We start from the raw sequence: 21,477 nt of genomic DNA, 5'->3' as shown, positions 1-21,477 counted from the left end.
GACAGCTTTGGAAACGAATTTATGGCTCACCTCATCATAACAGGCGGATCAAGCGGGATAGGGCTTGAAGTCGCCCGTATATATCTTGCCAAAGGGTATCGAGTTTCCTTGATGGCACGCAGGGCCGATATTCTGCAAGACGCCCGCGAGGAGCTACTCAAGGCCAATACGGCAACTCAGGATGCTATCCTTCTTGTTACCGTCGATGTCTGCAACGAGACTGAAATGCGTGCAGCCGTTATCGCTGCGGAAGCCGCACATGGACCATGTGATGTGTTGGTCACTTCGGCTGGCCGAGTCGAGCCACAGTTTTTCGACGCACAGTCTTCGGACATTTTTGACGCCCAGCTGGCTGTAAATTTCTTTGGCACTGTCTACGCCGTTAGAGCCGTCCTTGCCGGAATGAGACAAAGGCGAGGCGGGCGTATCATGCTGATATCGTCCGGTGCAGCCCTCATTGGGATTCCGGCCTATAGCGCTTACTGCGCGTCGAAGTCGGCGCTCACAGGTTTTGCAGAAGCGTTGAGGCTCGAAGCCCAGAGTTATGGTGTGTCGGTCTCAATCTGCTACCCGCCGGATACATTGACGCCACAATATGAGCGTGAAATCGGCCTTCGTCCGCCAGCGGCCCAGGTCCTGATGGGGGCAGTGCGTCCCTGGAAGCCGCAGGCGGTGGCGCAATTGCTGGTGGATGGTACGGAAAGAGGAAAACGACAGGTCCATTTTGGCCTCACGTTGAAACTTTTATCGTGTTTTTCGGCCTTCATAAAGCCGGTCATGTTCTGGCGGCTTGCGCGCCTGACACCTTAGTTTAACAGGGCTTCATGGATATGTTTATACATGATGATCATCCGATCACGCTGACAGCCGCCTCATTCATCGTCGCTGCGCTTGTCGTTTATTTGACAGATCCATTTGCAATGCCACAGTCGGCAAGACGGCAAAGTCGCCTGCCGCATGGCTGGGGACGGGTGCTGGTCGAGCATGTCATGCGGCTGCCGATCATTCTTTTCGTGTTCTCGATCTTTTTTGCCATCTCCTGGCGGCCACTCTATTGCTGCCTAGGTACGATCAGTTTTTTTGTGATCTTCACGGGCATTTCGCGCGCGAAATACATCTTCATTCGCGAACCGCTGGTGTTTTCAGATATTGCACTGGTGGTGGACGTTTTCAAATACAAGTCGATCTTTTATGCCACCAATCTCAATATCGTGTTTTGGATCATCGCACTCGGTTATGTCTTTGGCGTAACAGCGCTTTTCATGGTTTTTGAACCAGCCATCATTCCGGAGAGCTACACGCCACTTTGGATCATGGTTGGCATCCTTGTTCCAACTTTGTCTGTTCTGCTACTGTTTGTAAAACCTGTCGGACATCTGGCGGCCACGGTTTCGCAGCGGCTCTTGACGACACTCAACGTGAAATCCAATACAACCCGCTTCGGGACGTTCTCCTCCGTCAGCTATCATTTCATGATGTGGCTTGGTATGAAACGCGACGCTATCATCGAGGAGATCGCCCAAGGCTTGCAAAGCGTCATCCACGACATGCTCGGTGAGCCGAACCACGACGCGCCGTTGTTGATTGTCTGGCAATCCGAGTCCTTCATGGATCTCAGAAATTCGGGCGATCAGGATATTGAGTTGCCGACCATCGATTTATTAAAGGAGCGTGCGGCGCAATGGGGGCGTATGACCACGGTGTTTGAGGGTGGTTACACGCTTCGTACCGAATTCGCCGTCCTGAGCGGTCTTCAGCCTGCCGACGTACACGCCGATGCCAGCTACCCCTATCTTAGGGCGTCCCATTATGCCGACGTCGTCTGGCCAAACAAATTACGCAAGGCCGGTTGGCTCACCCATTTCATACACCCCTATGACCGGACATTTTTTCTGCGGCACAAAGCCATGCCGATACTCGGCTTCAGCGAAATGACGATGCTGGATGATTTCGATCATGTCCTGGAGAGAGATGGCGCCTATGTTTCCGATATGCGTCTGACCCAGAAAGTTTTGCATATTGCAGACAAGGTCGACAAAAGGCAATCCGCGTTGCTTTTTGTAGCGTCCATGGCAAATCACGGACCGTGGGAGCCAGGTCGATGCGAGGAGCTGACCGACCCGGTCGATATCTATAAAGAGCTCCTGCGCAAAGCGGACGAGGCCTTGGCTTATCTGATAGATGAACTGGACAAGTACGACCGTCCTGTATGGCTTGCGTTCTATGGTGATCATGCCCCGCTGCTGAAACGCTACGCCGACCCTTTCCCAGATCCAAGAACGGATTATTTTATCGTTCCATTGGCAAAAGCCAAGCAAGAACAGCACAAGTCTACGCCCTCACGCATTGAAGCGCCATGGACCCTGTTCGAAACACTCCTGTGGCATGCCCATCTCTATAAGGAGCGGTTTAAATGAGCAGCGAAAGGGCATTCCTATTTCTACAAGGCCCTTCCTCGCCTCTATTTGCAAAGATTGCACAGCATCTCACCCGCGCAGGCCGGGCGTGCTATCGCATCAATCTCAACGTCGGAGACCAGATTTTTTGGCGGCGTGGCGGGGCATCCAATTACCGCGGCAGCCTCGAAAAGTGGGGCAGCTATATCCGGTCGTTCATGGACGATCGTAACATCGGCACCATCATCCTGCTTGGCGAAGAGCGTCCCTACCATAAGGAGGCAGTGCGCGCGGCCAAGGAACGTGGTCTCGAAGTCGTCGTTATCGAGATGGGCTATCTGAGGCCTGACTGGGTGACCGTTGAACTGGATGGCATGTCATCCAATTCTCGGTTTCCGAACGATCCGGACGTGATCTTCAAAGCAGCCGCAGATTTACCCGAGCCGGACTGGACGCGGAAATATTCGCACACGTTCCTAAGCGAGGCGCTGGCTGATCTGACCTATTATCTGCCGTCTGTCTTTCTGGGATTTCTCTATCCACGATACAGATTTCACGGGATATTTCACCCGCTGGCGGAATATGCTGGATGGATAGTTCGCTTGGCCACTCAAAAGAGCAGGGAGAGAGACGCAGGTAGAAAAGTGAGAGACCTGGTAAGCAGTTTGCACCCTCGCTTTGTATATCCGTTACAGCTCGAGACAGATTATCAACTACGCGCCCACTCGCGCTTTAAGAGCCAGCGGGATGCGATTTCTGAAGTTATAACATCTTTCGCAAGACATGCGAACACCTCACACCGCTTGATCATCAAACTGCATCCGTTGGACAATGGGCTTATTTCGTGGAGGAAGCTTATCGAAGAGCTCAGCCTTAAATGTGAGATAAAGGATCGAGTAACTTACATCGAGGGTGGTGATCTGGCAGTTTTGATGAAGGATGCGACGGGTATTGTCACTGTGAATTCATCCGCTGCGCTACCTGGGTTGATGTATGGTGTTCCTACTAAAGTTCTCGGGGGAGCGATCTATGATGTTCCTGGCTTGAGTGACCAAAAGACGTTGGATGAGTTCTGGAATGCGCCGGACAAGCCAAATGGCGTGCTCGTTTCAGCTTTTGTTCGTTTGTTGGCAGCTGCGGTGCAGGTGCGGGGCAATTTCTACTCCCGGAAAGGTGCCGACGCTGGTGCAAAAGCAATAGCGGATAGGGTACTAAATCGGAATGTGAATTTTCCTGCTCCATTGAAGCCAAGCCCTAACCGGACAAAATTTCCCAAAGCTGTTGGTGGTTTATTCCCGTAGCGTTTGTCTAGCAAACCAGCTACACGGCAATCCAATTATGGCTGACAAATTACGTCGTTGATCAATAGGACTATGCTGCCTTTAATCAGTTGAACTTCCCACAGATGACATTCGAGGATTAATTTTGAGAGATATCTGGTTACACTCTGAACAACTGGCTCTCCTGAAGAAAAAGGTATGGAAAGTCTCGCTGCGGCTTTTAAATCGGTTCACTGCAAAAGGCCAATCGCTGCGTGTTGCGCAGATGGATGAGTCATTTGCTGAATATGAAGACCGTCTTCCGACCTCGCAAAATGCGGTTGATGCTATTCCGGGTTGGACATCGGCCTTTCCGCCAGAAAGCGGTGTCCGAGGTGGGAGCACTCCGCTATTTGTTGATGGACGGATTAAGGACGCTCTGGCGGCATATGGTTCGATAGAGGGGAAACGGGTACTCGAAGTTGGACCGCTAGAAGGTATGCACACCTACATTTTGAATCAGCAAAGACCTGCAAGGATCGATGCGATTGAGGCGAATAAATCGTGCTATTTCCGTTGCCTCGTGACAAAAGAGATACTCAATATCGATAAGGCCGCGTTCCATCTTGGGGATATAAAGGAGTGGCTGACGACCTACGATCAGCGATACGATTTCGGGCTTGCATCAGGTGTTCTATATCATATGCCAGACCCGGGCGAATTCTTACGCCTTTTGGCTTTACGGGTTGATGCAGTATTTATCTGGACGCACTATTTTCACGAGGAAGAAATGCCCAGAGCAGATGTACGCCGCGCACCTTTTAGTGGGCGCGTTGAGGTGCGTGATGTGGCCGGCATGGAGATGCGTTATTTCGAGCGGAGTTACCAAAGTGCGCAAGAGAATGCGTCATTTTGTGGGGGAATGAAGGATCGCCACTACTGGTTGGAAAAGAACGAAATAATTGAGCTAATACGGCACATCGGTTACAATTCTGTCACCATTCAAGCTGAGGATCCGACCCATCCTGGGGGGCCGTGTTTTTCCTTGCTAGCGCGCCGCGTGTAGTTCCGCGTTCTTCATAAAGGACCAGCAGTGCTATTCAATCTCGAGTTTGATCGCGGCGATATTGTTGAAGGGTATATGATCCCAGATGGGTTCTCCGAGACCGCGTCTATTGTGGTAACCAAGGACGACGGAACCGAATTGTTTCTCCCTTGCATCCACGAGCGGTTGGCCGTCAAGCAGTCCGGCCGACATGAAACAGGTTTGGTGGGCTTTGTAATCGATAAAACGATGATCGAGGATATAGAAAGTCAAAGTCGACTGACCATTAGAGACGCGAAAACCGGCTTACTTATCTACAGACGGGTCGCGGACGATGTACGTAACATGAAGCTGTTACGTCTTGATATGAGTATAGTACCGCAACCTAAGCTGGATTCGTACTGTGGAGAGCTCTTCCAATACGCCATATCAGCCGTAGAACGTTTCGGCCATGAGACGACATTGCAGGCTTTCCACCTGAATGCCGTGGAATCTATATTCATTAGTGGTCGACTGTTTCTGAGAAATTACGAAGAATTTCTTGATAAAGGATTTGAAGTTGCGGCTAGTTTCTCTGAGCCTTACTATGAAATGGCTTGTAGATTGCTTACCCTGAAAGGCTTGTCTCGCGGGCAGATTACGTTTCTTGGTGATCGAGACAAATTAAATCTTGCTCCCGTCGCCGAGCATTTTTCTGATGTCAACCTTGATGATGACCGAGCGATAATTCAGGCGTTAAAAACGGGGGGTGATAGAGTGCGTGAGGGCTTGTCTTCTCCGGTTACAAAACAGTTGGTATCAACGTCACTTGAGCAACGTGTAACGAGGCGAGATGTTGCGGCTGCGATTAACCTGATGTCCCGATTTACAATTGTTGGATATGGATACCACCGGCATTATCAACGATCTTTAAGCGAGCTCTTGGGTGTTAAAGAGGAAAATATTCCCATATCGGCCATTCACCCTGCTTTGGAGAAATTAGCGGATCGACTGCGCACGTTTCCCGTTGCCGAAACGTTTATTGAGGAAGACCTTATTCTGGACCACTATCTACGAGAAGCGATCAAGAGACACACTTAACGATGTTATAGAGATTCGTATGAAAACACTGACGACTTCAGATGCAGAAACGCTGACGCCGGACGTCAAGCTGGAGACAAACGAGAAACGTAACCGTTGGCTCACATTCTACGGTAACAAAAAAAAATATCTGGCATTTAAAACCAAAGAACGGATTGCGCCAAAGTATGCCGAGAATGAGGTTCCTGGAGCGCCACCATGGAAAATAATTTCATTTTGCATTCTTGTACTTGTACCAAGTTTCATTGGGCTACTTTACTTTACTTTCATTGCTTCTGACCAATTTGTTGCTGAAGCGAGGTTCGCGGTTAGATCAGTGGTGGATGATGGAGCTAGCGCTTCGGTTGATACTGGTTCGGTCAGCATGAATGCTTCAGGTCAAGACGCATATATAGTGACCAGTTTTATACAGTCATCAGAAATATTAAGGCGGTTGGATGGTGAAGTCGACTATAGACGAATTTTTCAGTATGATAATGTCGATTACTATTCACGTTTCGATGCTGAAGGTAGCCAAGAGGAATTTCTCCAATATTGGAGTAAACATGTTTCTGCTTACGTTGACGGGCCGTCTGGAATAGTTACCATTTCAGTTCGAGCGTTTGTTCCTTTAGACGCGGTGACACTGGCCGATGCCCTCTTAAACGAGAGTGAGCAATTGGTTAATGAGCTTTCAGATCGCGCACGCTCTGACATGCTTGCTGGGTTTAGAAAGGAAGTGGATCGCACTAACAGTCTTTACCGCAAATCGCTGACGAACCTCCAGAGTTTTCAGCAGGAGATTGGGGTTTTTAGCCCAACGGCCCAAGCACAGCAGACTGGAGCGCTTTTGTCCGATCTTTTGACACGTAAACTTGGTATTGAGGATAAGTTATTTGTGCTTCAGCAGTCTGCAGGTACTGACTCGCCTAGTTACAGGCAACTTGCTCTTTCAAGAGACAGTTTAAATCAGCAGATTTCGGAATTGCGTGGTGGACTAACGGGAAGCGAAGGTAGTTCTCTATCGAATATTATGGGCAAGTTTACTGGACTAGAAACAGATAGAATGGTCGCAGAGCGACTTTATGAATCCTCTCGTCGAAATTATGATCAGGCATTGGCTGCTAGTGCGCGCAAAGGGGTTTACTTAACCATTTTTGTGAGGCCCTCTCTTCCAGAGGAAGCCCTTTATCCTCGTCGTATAGCTTCTCCTCTCCTGATATTTATTGGTCTGCTGGTCCTCTGGTCAACTCTTCTTCTCGCCTATGCGTCTGTAGAAGATCACAGGCACTGAAATGATCAAATTTGAGAACGTTTCCAAATATTTCAAGACTAAGAGCCACAAGAAAGTAATTCTGCAGGGTGTCAGCCTTGAATTTAAGTCCGGTCATTCTTATGGGATACTTGGTGTTAACGGTGCCGGAAAATCGACCACAATGAAGATGATTGCGGGAACCATTTTGCCGAACTCTGGCGTCATAAAAAAAGATCTACGCGTGTCTTGGCCGCTCGGATTTGCTGGTGGTTTTAGTGGTCAGATGACTGGTAAAGAGAACCTTAACTTTGTTGCTAGGGCGTACGGTGAAAATGTAAAACGAGTATCCAGTTTCGTGGAGGATTTTGCGGAACTGGGTGATTACATAAATGCGCCATTTCGAACCTACTCTTCCGGTATGGCTGCTCGGTTAGCTTTTGGCCTTTCTATGGCAATCGAATTCGACTGTTACCTAGTTGATGAAATCACTGCGGTCGGTGACGCTAGATTTCAGCAGAGGTGCAAGGACGAATTTGAAAGTCGACGTAAGAATTCTGACTTGATCATGATTTCGCACGGAATGAGCACTATCCACAGCTACTGCGACAAATGTTACTTACTCGTTGACGGCAGGATGATATTTTATGATGACGTCGAACACGCGATAGAAGCGTACTATAGACTCAATCGATAGAAGTTCCGCCATCGAGCGGTAGATCGGGAAGCAGCAGAATGACCGACACGCCACATCAGGGCGGGAGAATGGAGCAACAGAGACTGAAAGGTCTGGCTGCCAGCAAACAAGTGTCTAAAGAACTCGCATTCTCAGCGAGAAAACTTCGGTTTAGTACTTCTTCACGAAGCGTCTTGTTCAAAGCGGTAGGTCTACGGCCCCGCGTTGCAGACAGATTATTTTACTCACTTTTTATCTGTTTGACGTTTGGACTTCTTTTTTTGCCGATTGCGTCTTCAGCGATATATCTCGGTTATTTTGCGTCAGATCAATTCGAGTCTGAGGCGCGTTTCACCGTTCGTTCTTCGACGTCTGCATTGGGTAAAGACCAACTGGCTAGCGTTACAGGAATACCATCTGCAAAAATTGCTCAGGATACGATGATCGTCGTTAATTACATCCAGAGCTACGAAATGGTCAAGGCTCTTGAAACTAGAGGTGTAAGCGTCAAGGAAATTTTCGGAAACGAGCATATAGATTTGTGGGCACGGTTGCAACGCAACGCCAGTATTGAGGAGATGACCGAATATTGGAGGCGTATGACGAAAGTTTCCGTCAGCCCTGGAAGCGGGATCGTTTCTGTGAAGGTGAGGGCCTTCACGGCTTATGATGCCTCTTTGATTTTGCAACATGTGCTTTCTGCATCGGAAGCCGTTGTGAATGATGTTAATGTTCGAATTTGGAAAGATGTTATTAGTACCGCAGAGGAAAATCTAAAGCACGCCGCTGCACAGCTTGAGGGTGCACGCGCGGGTATAACAAGTGCTCGCAATAGAAATTCATTAATATCGGTGGAAAGCAGCGCCGATTTGGTAAATCAACTTATTGTCAATCTCGAGGGGAGAAGGCTTCAACTTCAGGGGCGAATGGAAGCCCAACTCTCGAATGTGTCAATTTCCGCGCCGCAAATGAAGGTTTTAAAGCGGGAAATAGAAAGCACAGAAAAACAAGTCGAAGACCTGAAGAGGCAGCTTGCTGGGAGGAAGTTGGCTAGCGGTGAGCCGAATCTGGCGGATGTTTCACAGGAGTTAGCTCAACTACAACTAGCGCAGAACCTTTCTGAACTTCAGTTTGCTTCAAGCGCCAAAACGTTGGAACAGGTCAGATTCACAAGCCAACAGCAACTGATGTACCTCGAGAGCTTCCTCGACCCAAGGGTGCCTGATAAGGCAACTTATCCCAAATCGGGATTATGGTTCATTGTCGTCGTCATCGGCAGCGTTTTGTCTTGGGGTGGTGCGATTGGAATTTCCTATTTAGTGAGAAGCCGACTTGCGGATTGATCTTATGAGGAATTTACAATGGAGCAGTCGCACTGGTGGTGCTTCACGATTTACTCGACTTCTAAATCCCAAAAGAGCTGTTGTTTGAATAGGTACGAGTGCGATGGGTAGGACTAAGAATACTCCACGGTCCACAGTTTTAAGTGCGATTTTAGAAAAACGGAACGTGATGAATGCAGTGATCCTCAGAGATATGAGATCAAGGTTTTTCGATCATGGCCTTGGTTTTCTAGTAGTTTCTCTTTGGCCGCTTGCACATATGTTGATTCTATTGCTGATCTACAGCGCTATGGGTCGGCGCGCCCCCTACGGTGAGAGTTTGAATGTTTTTTTTGCCACAGGGCTTATACCTACCTTAGCTTTTATGTACATATCGAGATTTATGTCACTTTCGCTGGTTCTCAATCGACCGATGTTGGCGTTCCCAGTTGTTACTGTATTGGACATTATGCTGGCGCGAAGCGTGCTCGAAGTGATTGCTGCATTCATAACGTTGGGGCTTATGTTTTTAACGCTAGTAGCCCTCGGAGACGATCCTTTTCCTATCGATCCATTTCTGGCTGTTGAGGCATACGGGGCGTCGATTTTGCTTGCGGTCGGCATGGGCTTTCTGGCAGGAGTCATTGTGATGTTTCTCCCGTTGTTCGCAACAATCTATGCTCTCACAATGATTGTAGTTTATATTTCTTCCGGTACCCTTTTTGTTGTGCAGACTATGCCTGAACCGGTCACGTACGTTCTGTCCTGGAATCCTGTGTTTCACTTGGTTGAGTGGATGAGAGAAGCCTATTATTTAGGATATAATAGCCGAGTTCTCGACAAACAATACGTAGTTTGGTTCGGGGTTACAGCGCTTGCTGCGGGACTTGCTCTGGAAAGATCGCTTCGGATGAGAATGTTGGAAAACTAACTTAAATGAAATTGAAAATTATCCAAAACGCTGACCTGGCGATAGCGGGGTCGAACCCTGATCATTGGATTAGTACAGGTGAGGACCCTAGCTTCGAAATTAGTTTTGGATATATAAGATCTCCATTTCTAATCATCTTTCTTTCTTCGTGCAGCGAAGCTTTGGAACCTAGGCTGTACTTGAATAGAGGACACGGATATCGAGAAGAGGATTCGTTACCATATAAATCTACGCGGAAAGTTGCAATTATCGTCGACGTTGGGATCGTTGGCGTCAATAAGTCACTTCGTTTTGACCCGGCGACACAACCGTGTGATTTTTTGTTCTCAGTTGCTGCTTCGAAAACCCGAGAAGAAGCCGAGCACCTTGTTCGGGTTCGAGGGTACAGTGAAGATGGCGAGCTATGGAATGTCAAACCTCTTCCTCGATTTTGGCTCAAAATACCACGTCTCCCAAAATCCGTATCCTATGAGGTGAGCGATTACCTAGATTCTATTTATCAACTTGCGCAGTTAGAGCCCGAGCCCTCCCCCCCTGGAAATGTGTGGCTGAGCGTTGTTGTGCCAGTCTACAATGCCCCTAAGAGGCACTTGGAAGATTTGGTAGGTTCGTTTATGTCGCAGGGTTCCATGGGAGCCGAGTTAATTCTTAGTGACGACGGATCGACTTCGACCGAGACCTTGGCATTTTACCAAAGCTTATCTCACGAGCAGAACATTAAAGTTCTGATTAGCGATATCAACGGCGGAATCGCCGCAGCAACAAATGCTGGCGTAATTCAAGCCTCGGGTCTCTGGGTAACTTTTCTGGATCATGATGACGTAATTGCGCCGCATGCGTTCAAAATTATTCTTAGTGCTCTGCTAGAAAATTCTGACGTAGAGTTTCTCTATACGGACGAGGCCGTTGTCAGCGAGAGGTTAGAGCCGCAGGGCCTGATGTTGAAGCCGGCTTACGATCCAGTTCTACTCTCAGGTATGAACTATATAAACCATTTCTCTATATATCGTCGGCAAAAAATTCTTGATCTCGGGCTCTTCAATCAGTCCTTAGATGGATCTCAAGATTATGACCTGCTTTTGCGATACTTGGAGGATCTCGACCGTAGCAAGGTCTATCATCTACCGTTCCCAGCGTACTGGTGGCGTCGTACAAAGGGCTCGTATTCTCAACGCTTCATCGAAAAAGCGACTAACGCAGCTCGAAAAGCTCTGTGCGATAGTTTTCTAAGAAGCGGGCACGTGATTCAAGTTCAGCCGGCGTTAACGGCTAGCCTACACCGCATAGACCTAACCTACGACAACGTTGGCGACTGGCCGAAAGTCTCTATCATTATTCCTAGCAGGGATAGTTATGAACTTTTAGAATGTGTGTTGCGAGGGATTTTTGAAGAGACCTCCTATCCCAATTTTGAAGTTATAGTTGTCGACAATGGTACCACCGATTCCCGAGTGCTGGAGCTTTATAAAAAATATCAGCAATCTGGGGAAAAATTTCGGGTTTCTCATAGACACGAGGCTTTTAACTTTTCTAGATCCGTGAATTGCGGGTTAGATCTTGCCCAAGGCGAGTGCGTACTATTGCTCAATAATGATATAGAGGTACGTGAGTCTAGCTGGTTAAAAGAGATGGTTTCTTGCCTTCGGTTTGAGGGCGTGGGAATAGTTGGGGCGAAACTTCTGTATCCCAACGGGTCCATACAGCACGCAGGGGTGATCGTTGGGTTCGGAGGGCTCGCAGGTCATTGGTATATTAACAAGCCTGAGAATTTTGGCGGTCCGATGAATCGGCTACATGTACGAAACTCTGTTGTTTGCGTTACTGGAGCGGCAATGCTGATCTCTCGAAATTGTCTTGACTTAGTAGGTCGGTTTGACGAAGAAAACTTCGCGGTTGCTTATAACGATGTCGACTATTGCATACGTGCGTACAGAAAAGGTTTTAAAGCAGTTTGGACTCCGTTCGCGTCGCTGTATCATCATGAATCGGCCTCTCGTGGAGAAGATACGCACGGGCCTAATAGGAAAAGATTTGAAATTGAACAAGCTAGCCTACGTCGGCTTCACAGGACTGAGGTTTTTCAGGACCCCACCATAAATCCGGGTTACCTCAAGGGGAGTTCCGTTCCGTCGCTTTCGATTCCAACTCGTGTTTTTAAGGCCCGAACGAACAGAAGTTCCTGATCCGATATAGTGACCAGCAAAGAGCCCAAAAGTATCCGTTGCGACCGCTATCCCAAAGCTTTGTGAGGGTGAAGCGTGTTGTAATGCTCGAACCACATTGGCAGTTGGGCGATTACCGTTTTTGCGTCCGGAATGGAGTTGACCGTGACGTAATCACGCTTGAACGTTTTGACGAAGGCTTCTGCCCGAGAAAATTCTACTTTTGAAGCACGTTAATTTGCGGGTGGATTACCGAGGTGTCTACGAAACGCAGGGCTATTCATTCAAACACTGTGAGATCATCCAGAAATTCCTTCGTAACGGACGGGTCGGAGAATCGGGATTGGCATTTGTTTACTGCCGGAAATTTAATCCACTCAGAATACGTCAATTTTACATCGCAATTGAAGCCAATAAGTTTACTCCTAGTAACGGGATGATATCTGAGGCGAGGCTATCTTGGAAATTTCTCCCAACCGCTCCAATCGACGTATTGCAATAATCTGATCTTCGGTAAGATCTGATGGGTTGGTAAAGCTATTCGATCCATAAGTACGAGCATTCAAGTAGTCGTCCCGTCGAAGGTGGATCCGTTCTGGATAGTTAGGTACGTAAGCTTCATTTTTAACATAGACAGCTACGAAATCATTCCACTGGTCCTTCTTCCTCAATGTAATGAAAGATTCCAGTAGAGCGGCATTGTAGCCACAACGGCGAGCCCAGTTTTGGAGGGCTATGCCGCTGTCGGGATAAAATCGCCAACAATCCACTGGATATCGGTGAAATCCACCATTTGATGGGACGTTGATATATAATAATCCGTCGGACTTCAATATTCTCAACGCTTCGTTGAACGACAGCCAGAAGAACTCTGAGTGCTCAAAACACGAGGATGACACGACTACGTCGGCGAACTCATCCTCGACAGGAAGAACGTAGGGATCGTCAATAACAACATCTACACCCCTTCCTTCAACGAAATCGAGTCCGATATACTCAGAATCAGCTGGTGCATTAACCCGGATGGTTCCATTAACGTTCTGCGAGCCAATTTCGATAATCTTCAGGTTTGAGCGTCCGGGTGTGTAAGTTTCGAAAAAATATTTTGAGTTTTCAAGCGCAGTGTCGTGCATGTAGATCTCTCTTCTTGTTACCTTTCAGAGATGACCGCTGGAATTCAGCTCTTTTCGAGCAACATCCAGAAATATTGAGAACCTTCTCCTCGCAGTTCTATAACTTTAAGTCCGGCCGAATTGGCGAGGGCTAGACCGTCTTCTTTAGTGAAATGAGGACCCCAAGCCCAGTGTTTTGGATCCGGATTGGCAATCCCGCGAACCTGTACCTTAAACACGCCGCCTGGTTTCAATGAGCGGGCAACTTGGCGAAACGAATGAAGGATCGCTTCTTTCGTTGGGAAGTGCTGGTAGACGATGAACGAGAATGCGAAATCAACGCTAGCAGGAAACAAAGGCACATCTTCACCATTGCTTTCCAAAAATATCACATTTTCTTCGTTTACGAAGTAGCGCGCCTTCTCAAGCATTGTCCTCGAAATATCCAGCGCTGCAACGTTCATAAAATGCTTAGAGAGAGTTCGAGTTATACGACCCGAACCGCAGCCAATTTCTAGAACGTTTTTTTCTGCAAGGCAGCCGAGCTTAGCCATGAGAATCGGATCGTTAAGAATATGCTCCTCGACGTTTTTTTTGCCGCTTGCTTCGTATTCCTCATCTGATTGCTCATGATGTACCGAGCGTACGTAGTAGCGGTCGTTTTCCTTTGCTAACACGTCCCACTTGTTTTTGTGCCGGGCGAGAATGTTTTCTTCTTCAACTCCGCTCATGCTTGGGCCCTCTGTTTGGTTTCTTGACGGCGTTTAACATGCTAGGTGGGCTGATACAACATTGTTATCGTTTCAATAATGTTTGATACTTGCGCCGCCCCGAATTCGCCTGACAGTTCGACTGTTCAGAAGGAGTTTGGTCGACTGCCACAGGAAACATTTGTCCGCACTGATTGAGAACCGTTTTTGTTTTCGGCCTAGAGTCAGCTGTGTCCAGCGCGGGCGTCCTGAATGGTAAAGATGCTTATATAGTCGACCAATATGATTTTCGGTCGAGCTTTAGGCCTGAAGTTGGGTTTTGGCGTTGCACTGAAATAACGCCTATGGTTGAAGAAGGAACTCGTTAAGAAGAAAGGCACGCAATGCAGTACGACCCCTTGAACATTTCGGACGTAGTGCTCTTAAAGCCAACTCGTTTCGGTGATACCCGAGGCTACTTTATGGAAACTTTTCGCTCAGAGTGGTTTCAACTCAATATCGGGAATTTCGTATTTGTTCAGGAAAATCGCTCGTTTTCTGCGGAAGCTGGGACGATCCGAGGGCTGCATTTTCAGCTCGAGCCGCACGCACAAGGAAAGTTGGTTACTTGCGCTGCAGGTGCTCTCTTGGACGTTGCGGTTGATATTAGAAGAAGCTCTCCAACCTACGGTCACTACGTGTGCGCGGAACTAACAGCTGATAATGCTCATCAGCTATGGATCCCCCCTGGATTTGCTCATGGATTTTGCACATTAGAACCAGATACTGTCATCAGTTACAAGGTGACTGCCTACTACGCGCCCGATTGTGATCGCGGCTTGCTTTGGAACGATCCGGCGCTGAACATCAATTGGCCAGTTGCTGGCGGTGACGTAGTTCTTTCTGAAAGAGATAAAAAGCAACCACTGCTGGCTGAGTTGGAGACCAATTTCCTCTAGAGCGACAAAATAAATCGGGAGATTTGAGTAAATGCGCGTACTAGTTACCGGTGGTGCAGGTTTTATAGGGTCTGCGGTAGTAAGGCATCTCGTCAACGATAAGCGCTTTGATGTGTTGAGCATTGACAAGTTGACCTACGCCGGGACCCTTACGTCTATGGTGTCAGTGAATGATAATCCGCTATATCGTTTCGAAAATGCAGATGTCTGCGACAAGACAGCGATAACACAAGCAATGTCGGACTTCAGACCAGATCGCATCATGCACTTGGCAGCCGAAAGCCATGTTGACAGGTCTATCACGGGTGCCAAAGATTTTGTTGAAACAAATGTGCTTGGCACTTTCAACATGCTCGAATGCGCGCGTGCTTATTGGCAATCTTTAGACAGCCGTGCCAAAGAGACATTTCGTTTCCTTCACATTTCAACTGATGAAGTCTACGGTTCATTGGGAAAGGAAGGCCTATTTACCGAATCCACGCCATATGATCCCAGTTCGCCCTACTCTGCCACAAAGGCGGCGTCTGACCATCTCGCGAAAGCGTGGGAGAGGACGTATGGCTTGCCAGTTGTGATATCCAACTGCTCGAATAATTATGGACCATTCCATTTCCCGGAAAAGCTCATTCCGCTCATGATCATCAATGCGATGGAGGGTAAATCTCTGCCTGTTTATGGTAGCGGGAGCAACATACGTGACTGGCTGTTTGTTGAAGATCATGCCAAAGCTTTGGATCTCATCGCAGAGCGCGGACGTGTTGGCGAAACCTACAATGTGGGCGGCAGAAACGAGCAGCGAAACATAGATGTAGTCAACCGCATTTGCACGCTGATGGATGAGTTTCGCCCTGAACATGGCCCACATTCCAGATTGATTAAATGTGTTGAAGATCGGCCCGGACATGATGCACGCTATGCAATCGATGCAACAAAACTCGAGCAAGAATTGTGCTGGAAAGCCGTCGAAAACTTCGACACAGGGATCGAGAAAACAGTTAAATGGTATCTCGAAAACGAATGGTGGTGGTCACCCTTACGGCAGCGATACAAGGGTGAGCGGCTGGGTCTTTTACCCTCAGGAGCCGCGGCATGAATGTCAAACGCTATCTTGTCACCGGGCTGGATGGTCAGGTCGCACAGTCGCTCATTCAACAAGCGGCAAGCGATGCTTCGGTGAAGATCATTGCTGTAGGCAGACCGAAGCTTGATCTCGGAAGACCGGAAACCGTCACCAGTGCGGTGATGGAGGTCAAACCTGATCTCATAATATCCGCCGCTGCTTACACCGCTGTAGACCAGGCGGAGAGCGAGAGTGCGTTTGCGCACGTTGTCAACGGAGACGGACCATCGGCTCTTGCAGAGGCGGCGGCAAAGCTCGACATACCGATCGTGCATATCTCGACAGACTATGTCTTCGATGGCGCTAAAAGAACACCATATAGAGAGTTCGATGCGGTATCGCCGTTGGGCGTTTACGGTGCAAGCAAACTGTTCGGCGAAAAGGCTGTGGCGGCGGCGACGGACAATTATGCAATACTGCGTACCGCCTGGGTTTACAGTCCATTCGGAAAAAATTTCCTGAAGACAATGCTCCGAGTGGGCGAGGGCCGTGACGTCGTCAACGTGGTCGACGACCAGTTCGGAAACCCCACATCCGCGCTCGATATTGCCGGAGCAGTCTTTGCGGTCTCCCGCAGCCTTATTGCCTCAACCGACCCTGGACTACGAGGGATTTTCCATATGACGGCGACCGGCGAGGCCAGTTGGGCCGATTTTGCCGAAGAAATTTTCAGAGCCTCCGCTGAGATGGGCGGTCCGTCTGCTGGGGTGAACAGAATTCCTTCAAGTGATTACCCTACTCCTGCAAAAAGGCCAACCAACTCGCGCCTGAACTGCGGAAAGCTCCTAGATATTTATGGTGTCTCCCTCCCGCAGTGGCGAAGCTCTACGCGAAAAACAGTTGCCCGGATAATCCAAACATCGCGTGCCAATGAAATTTCAGGAGACAATAAATGAAGGGCATCATACTTGCCGGCGGCAGCGGTACACGGCTTCATCCAGCGACACTGGCCGTCAATAAGCAACTCATTCCCGTTTATGACAAGCCGATGATTTATTATCCGTTATCTGTTTTGATGCTAGCTGGCATTCGCGATATATTGATCATATCTTCTCCAGAGTATATCGACAGCTACAAGCGTTTGTTCAGCGATGGTTCTGGTTGGGGACTGAGCTTCTCTTATGTCGTACAACCCAAACCAGACGGACTGGCGCAAGCGTTTACATTGGGTGCTGAATTTATCGGTGACGACAACGTCGCATTGGTTCTTGGCGACAACATCTTTTTCGGGGCCGGCCTTCAGGGGCTGCTCGCACAGGCAAGCCACCGCAAGGCGGGTGCGACGGTCTTTGCATATGAAGTGGATGATCCCGAAAGGTATGGCGTGGTCGAGCTTGATGCGGACGGGCGAGCTTTGTCGTTGGAAGAGAAACCAACGTCACCCAAATCGCGTATGGCTGTCACCGGCCTGTATTTTTACGACAGCAAAGTCGTCGAATATGCGCGCACCATGCAGCCGTCTGCACGTGGCGAGTATGAAATTACCGACCTGAACCGACTTTATATGGAAAAGGGCGAGCTATTCGTTGAGCGTATGTCGCGTGGCTTTGCGTGGTTGGATACTGGCACTCACGATAGCCTGTTGGAAGCTTCGGAATTCGTACGAACTATCCAGCATCGGCAGGGGACGAGCGTCGCGTGTATTGAGGAAATAGCGTATATGAACGGCTGGATTACTCGAGAGCAGGTTCGTGAATATGGGAACATGTTTTCGAAGACTGCATATGGCCGATCCCTGCTCAAGTTGATAGATGCGTGAGTATATTTTAGCTATTCGTTTAGTCCCACAGTGTAATGGTGTTTCGGTTCAAGCGAGAAGAGAGCTGGTTCGGTTTGTCTGAACAGTTTCGGGCGTTTCGTTAAGTGGATTTCCGCCTCGATTATGCTGCCACCATCATAGGTGCCAGCGCGTTGAAGTAGGCCTGATCCGGCGTCTGCCGGTCAAGGGATGAATGTGGGCGTCGGCTATTGTAGAAGGTCAGATATCGGCCAATGCCGACGCGGGCTTCGGACACGGTCTTGCAGGCGTGGAGGTAGACCTCCTCGTATTTGATCGAACGCCAAAGGCGTTCCACGAAGACATTGTCCCGCCAAGCGCGCTTGCCATCCATCGAGATGGCGATTTCGGCTTTCTTCAACACTGCCGTGAAGTCCATCGAGGTGAACTGCGATCCCTGGTCAGTATTGAATATGTCGGGTTTGCCATAACGGGCCAGCGCTTCCTCGACTACTGCGATACAGAAAGCTGCTTCCGTCGTGATCGACAGCCGCCACGACAGAACCCTGCGGTTGAACCAGTCCACGCCGGCACAGAGATAGACAAAACCGCGAGCCATCGGAACGTAGGTTATGTCAATTGCCTTGTCCAGTGAGAGATCCGCCACAATCCGCTTCAGCTCGGCATTCTCCTCCTCAAGCTGCCGCAGTCGCTTCATCTCCGAGGGGATCAGGCCCGCGTATTTTTTACGCCAATTGTAGAACGTCGCATCCGAACTGCCTGCCTTGCGGCAAACCTCACCGATCGGTATTCCATCCTCCGCCTGCTTCAACACAAATGCGATCTGCGCTTCCGAAAACTTGGACGCCTTCATTGAATTCTCCTCTTCCCAACCGGGATCATAAGTGGAAAATTCCAGTTCAAAATGGCCTAATTTATTGGGGGCACGTCAATCTCGATGCGCTCATGCCGTGGAATTAGGCGCGCTGAACGGTATCAGCTTGCCGCTTACGCTGAGGCGATGGAGCCTGGTGCAAAGGTTTTATCGGTTGCTCAACGCAGCGGGATTCATCCACCATTGCGATTTGGCTGGTGCCGTGATGCTCGTGCCGGACAATGAGTGAATGGCCCCAAGTTGGATCTATTGCTGGAGGTAAGAGCTAAGCGCCTTCGAAGTTATCGCCTCAATCATCCCCATTTGCACATGTCTCCCGTCAGACTTCCAAGCCATCGATTTATCTGAAAAATGAACCATTTCGAAACTGGGGAAATAATCAACGTCCTCATTGTTCTGAGCTACCTCGACGGCCAAGGCACGCAAGTTCGATTTGGAAGCATGGTTTGCGATCACGATGTCCTCTCCGAGAAAGGTGTTTTGCAGTGGCACTGGAGATACAGTAAGTACCACTTTCTTACCGTCTTTCCTCAATCGGTCAATTGCAGGACCGAGGTAACGTTGTGCCTCCGTGAAACCGATGAACCGTATCTGCAGATCATCGCTGTAGCGGCGGAGCATTTGAGGTGACGAAACAACGTTAAGATATTTTCCAGACTTCGTATCGAACCAAGCTTCGGAAAGCCCTAAGGTCAAAACAACAACATCTGCACGAGCATACCCTTCGGATAGCCTTTTCCAGAGCCACTTGCGCCTCTCTAAAATCGTGACCATATCCCCAGCGACAGCAGCAGGAGTATAATGAAGATCATCATACTGTCCATCAGCTGATTCATATATCAATTTATCTTCAAGGGTACATCCTACTCTAGAGCTAATGTTTTCCACTTCTTCAGCGATTGATGGGACATTATAACGGTTGAAATATTGGTGAATTGAAACCCCGTTTTTATGAAGAAACAAGGGATTGCCTTCAATATCTTCCAGCCGACTCGGAACATCTCTTTTCATTTTCAGCAGTGGTATCTCGAGTTCGCGCGCAAAGCACGAGCCAATCAAAAAGAACACGGCATCGCGCCTTACCTTAAACTTCGGAGTGAAGTTAGGGACAAAATACCCATTGCCTATACGATTTATGGCTAACGTAGGATCGGAATCTCGTTTGATATCACCGTACGACCATCTAGCGCCGATGTTCCTAGCCGCTTCTCTGAATACCTCTTTCGCATTGTTAAGGGATCCAGTTAGGACGGAATTATCTTCAATATTCTGCTGATCATTCATCGTCATCTATCCAGAACAAGAGCACGGAAAAGCTTATCATGATTCATCGCCCAACCTTCCCAGTCTAGACCCTGCATTTTGGCGGTTAGAAAACTACGCTGCCGAATATGCTCGGAAGCGAGTTGTAAAAGAGTTTCTCTTAGTGTTTGGACATCACCCGTTGGGTAGGACACGTGCGGAAACTCTGGTACGACACCAACCTCTGGGGCTATCGCCATTGTACCGCAAGCGAGAGCCTCCATAAATGGAACTGGTCCTCCCTCCAGACGACTTGGAACGAGCAAAAAATCTATAGCTCTGTAGAAGTCGGCGATATGGGCAAAAGACCAGACAGGTGCTCCCCAACCCTCTTTCGAGGCTACAACCTGAACCTGCTCCATCAAGTCGGAGTCATCCAACAATTGTTTGATGATATCTTCACCCTTTCTGCGCCCAGGATAAACACGCCCCACAACGCCTACCGTGAGCTTGGGTTGAAAACTCCTATCCGCGCCGACCCGAATAACAGTGATTTTTGATCGCGGAATGCCAAATCCTGTCAAAACCTTCGCTGTCTCCTCTGAAACCGCTATGCAATGGTCTACTTCTTTCGCCACGGAAATGAATTTCTCTCCCAAATGATCAGGATCGTAGTGCGTGAAGTTTGCTACTACTATACCTGAATCGGGCCTACGATTAAAATAACCGTAGTTTACATAGTAATGGATATCTGCTTCTGGGAAATCTTGATTAATCCTCGCGGTGCCCATGTATTTTGCGATTTCCTCCGCTTTTCGATGCATTATCCAACCCGGCGGTTCCGTAACTATACGAATATTTGGACGGCGCACGTCAGTGATAGGCTTACCATTTGCGAGAGTACGTTTTGAGTAAGCTATAATTCTCGCCATATCATCGTCGGGAGTTTTCGTTTCACCAAATTTTTTGCGGGTAACATTTTCGAAATGGAGCGCTGTTGCGGCCGCGAGATATAGGATCTCTCGCTGGAACTTCTGTCTATAACTAAGGCAGAGAGCAATGTCCTCGCCACAAACCTTAAAATTTTCGTCAAATTTAAGTTGATCGAACTCAGCCCGACGCATCATAATGAAAGCGCCTGTGACTGAAGGCACAAACATATCTTGTGCTACGATCGCATTATGCCACTCAATTTTATGCTTAAAGCGATGGTAAGGTTTTCCATCATCATGAAAGAAAACTCCGGCGTGCTGCAGCCGGTGATCTGAGTAGCGGAGATTGATACCTACGATTCCAACAGTCTGCTGCTTAACAGCCAACAAGGCCTTCGCTATGGCCCCTTTGTCCGGAACCAAATCGTCGTTTATAAAGAGAACGTACTCACCACTGGCCTTCGCAGCAACAAAATTATTGTTCTGAGCGAAATTATATGGCCGCTGAATATACAGCGAAAAGTTTTGACCTTCGCATACATCTATCTCTTTGGCTTCTTCATCAGAGCCATTCCACGAGCATATGACTTCATATGGCGCTTGTATTTCATTTTGTTCCAAGGTCGCCATCAGTCTCGACATGTTCTCTGCAGAACGGGAAACCACCAGAATCGAAAGGGTATTGACGACTTTAGTTAGCATGTTACTC

At 48.5% G+C, this 21,477-nt stretch carries 18 protein-coding genes and 3 pseudogenes; 14 read left to right on the top strand and 7 right to left on the bottom strand.

Going from position 1 to position 21,477, the window contains the following annotated elements; genetic code table 11:
• Positions 1 to 21: 21 nt before the first annotated feature.
• From ATO67_RS19090 to ATO67_RS19045, 10 genes are all read left to right on the top strand, one after another.
• Positions 22 to 810: an SDR family NAD(P)-dependent oxidoreductase gene (locus ATO67_RS19090; RefSeq protein WP_067652914.1), complete on the top strand. Its 789-nt coding sequence runs from the start codon at positions 22 to 24 to the stop codon at positions 808 to 810.
• 14 nt (positions 811 to 824) lie between these two features.
• On the top strand, positions 825 to 2,417 hold the full coding sequence (locus ATO67_RS19085) for an LTA synthase family protein (protein ID WP_067652912.1): 1,593 nt from the start codon (positions 825 to 827) through the stop codon (positions 2,415 to 2,417).
• Complete coding sequence (locus tag ATO67_RS19080) at positions 2,414 to 3,697, top strand: capsule biosynthesis protein (protein ID WP_067652910.1); 1,284 nt, start codon at positions 2,414 to 2,416, stop codon at positions 3,695 to 3,697. The genes ATO67_RS19085 and ATO67_RS19080 overlap by 4 nt, the downstream gene beginning before the upstream one ends.
• Positions 3,698 to 3,821: 124 nt before the next feature.
• Positions 3,822 to 4,721 carry a class I SAM-dependent methyltransferase gene (locus ATO67_RS19075; RefSeq protein WP_245304032.1) on the top strand — a complete coding sequence of 300 codons (900 nt, stop codon included), beginning with the start codon at positions 3,822 to 3,824 and terminating at the stop codon, positions 4,719 to 4,721.
• Between the two features lie 27 nt (positions 4,722 to 4,748).
• Positions 4,749 to 5,780 (top strand): hypothetical protein, encoded by a 1,032-nt coding sequence (locus tag ATO67_RS19070; RefSeq protein WP_067652908.1) that lies wholly within the window; start codon positions 4,749 to 4,751, stop codon positions 5,778 to 5,780.
• 19 nt (positions 5,781 to 5,799) lie between these two features.
• Positions 5,800 to 7,053, top strand: coding sequence for a KpsE/RkpR family capsule polysaccharide export protein (locus ATO67_RS19065; RefSeq protein WP_067652906.1), 1,254 nt, complete (start codon positions 5,800 to 5,802; stop codon positions 7,051 to 7,053).
• 1 nt (position 7,054) lies between these two features.
• Positions 7,055 to 7,708 carry an ABC transporter ATP-binding protein gene (locus tag ATO67_RS19060; protein ID WP_067652903.1) on the top strand — a complete coding sequence of 218 codons (654 nt, stop codon included), beginning with the start codon at positions 7,055 to 7,057 and terminating at the stop codon, positions 7,706 to 7,708.
• 38 nt (positions 7,709 to 7,746) lie between these two features.
• Positions 7,747 to 9,030, top strand: a complete 1,284-nt coding sequence (locus tag ATO67_RS19055; protein ID WP_245304031.1) for a KpsE/RkpR family capsule polysaccharide export protein — start codon at positions 7,747 to 7,749, stop codon at positions 9,028 to 9,030.
• A gap of 169 nt (positions 9,031 to 9,199) precedes the next feature.
• A complete protein-coding gene (locus ATO67_RS19050; RefSeq protein ID WP_082760336.1) occupies positions 9,200 to 9,940 on the top strand; it encodes an ABC transporter permease in 741 nt (246 codons plus the stop codon).
• A 5-nt stretch (positions 9,941 to 9,945) separates the two neighbouring features.
• Positions 9,946 to 12,123, top strand: a complete 2,178-nt coding sequence (locus ATO67_RS19045) for a glycosyltransferase family 2 protein (RefSeq protein ID WP_067652899.1) — start codon at positions 9,946 to 9,948, stop codon at positions 12,121 to 12,123.
• A gap of 47 nt (positions 12,124 to 12,170) precedes the next feature.
• Here ATO67_RS19045 and ATO67_RS22545 read toward each other — a convergent pair.
• From ATO67_RS22545 to ATO67_RS19035, 3 genes and pseudogenes are all read right to left on the bottom strand, one after another.
• A pseudogene (locus ATO67_RS22545) lies at positions 12,171 to 12,308 on the bottom strand (integrase core domain-containing protein); the annotation flags it as partial.
• 219 nt (positions 12,309 to 12,527) lie between these two features.
• Complete coding sequence (locus tag ATO67_RS19040) at positions 12,528 to 13,235, bottom strand: methyltransferase domain-containing protein (RefSeq protein ID WP_067652896.1); 708 nt, start codon at positions 13,233 to 13,235, stop codon at positions 12,528 to 12,530.
• Positions 13,236 to 13,279: 44 nt separating this feature from the next.
• Complete coding sequence (locus ATO67_RS19035) at positions 13,280 to 13,945, bottom strand: class I SAM-dependent methyltransferase (RefSeq protein WP_067652894.1); 666 nt, start codon at positions 13,943 to 13,945, stop codon at positions 13,280 to 13,282.
• A 362-nt stretch (positions 13,946 to 14,307) separates the two neighbouring features.
• Between ATO67_RS19035 and rfbC the strand changes: the two genes are divergently transcribed.
• The 4 genes from rfbC to rfbA are packed head-to-tail and all read left to right on the top strand — an operon-like array spanning position 14,308 to position 17,741.
• Positions 14,308 to 14,862, top strand: coding sequence for a dTDP-4-dehydrorhamnose 3,5-epimerase (gene rfbC, locus ATO67_RS19030; protein WP_067652892.1), 555 nt, complete (start codon positions 14,308 to 14,310; stop codon positions 14,860 to 14,862).
• Between the two features lie 31 nt (positions 14,863 to 14,893).
• Entirely contained in the window at positions 14,894 to 15,955 is a 1,062-nt protein-coding gene (gene rfbB, locus ATO67_RS19025) for a dTDP-glucose 4,6-dehydratase (protein WP_067652890.1), read from the top strand.
• Positions 15,952 to 16,878, top strand: coding sequence for a dTDP-4-dehydrorhamnose reductase (gene rfbD, locus ATO67_RS19020; protein WP_067652888.1), 927 nt, complete (start codon positions 15,952 to 15,954; stop codon positions 16,876 to 16,878). The genes rfbB and rfbD overlap by 4 nt, the downstream gene beginning before the upstream one ends.
• Entirely contained in the window at positions 16,875 to 17,741 is an 867-nt protein-coding gene (rfbA, locus tag ATO67_RS19015) for a glucose-1-phosphate thymidylyltransferase RfbA (RefSeq protein WP_067652885.1), read from the top strand. The genes rfbD and rfbA overlap by 4 nt, the downstream gene beginning before the upstream one ends.
• A gap of 121 nt (positions 17,742 to 17,862) precedes the next feature.
• Here rfbA and ATO67_RS19010 read toward each other — a convergent pair.
• The 4 genes and pseudogenes from ATO67_RS19010 to ATO67_RS19000 all read right to left on the bottom strand — a co-directional run.
• A pseudogene (locus tag ATO67_RS19010) lies at positions 17,863 to 18,342 on the bottom strand (transposase); the annotation flags it as partial.
• Positions 18,343 to 18,372: 30 nt separating this feature from the next.
• A pseudogene (locus tag ATO67_RS23895) lies at positions 18,373 to 18,573 on the bottom strand (transposase); the annotation flags it as partial.
• A gap of 267 nt (positions 18,574 to 18,840) precedes the next feature.
• The gene (locus tag ATO67_RS19005; RefSeq protein ID WP_067652883.1) at positions 18,841 to 19,878 is read right to left on the bottom strand and encodes a GSCFA domain-containing protein; all 1,038 of its coding nucleotides are present in this window, start codon (positions 19,876 to 19,878) and stop codon (positions 18,841 to 18,843) included.
• Between the two features lie 2 nt (positions 19,879 to 19,880).
• A complete protein-coding gene (locus ATO67_RS19000) occupies positions 19,881 to 21,470 on the bottom strand; it encodes a glycosyltransferase (RefSeq protein ID WP_067652881.1) in 1,590 nt (529 codons plus the stop codon).
• Between the last annotated feature and the right edge of the window lie 7 nt (positions 21,471 to 21,477).

The sequence above is a fragment of the Agrobacterium bohemicum genome (assembly GCF_001562555.1).
Taxonomy (GTDB): Bacteria; Pseudomonadota; Alphaproteobacteria; order Rhizobiales; family Rhizobiaceae; genus Agrobacterium; species Agrobacterium bohemicum.
Note: the sequence above shows the minus strand (reverse complement) of the source record. Positions and strands in the feature narration are given on the sequence as shown.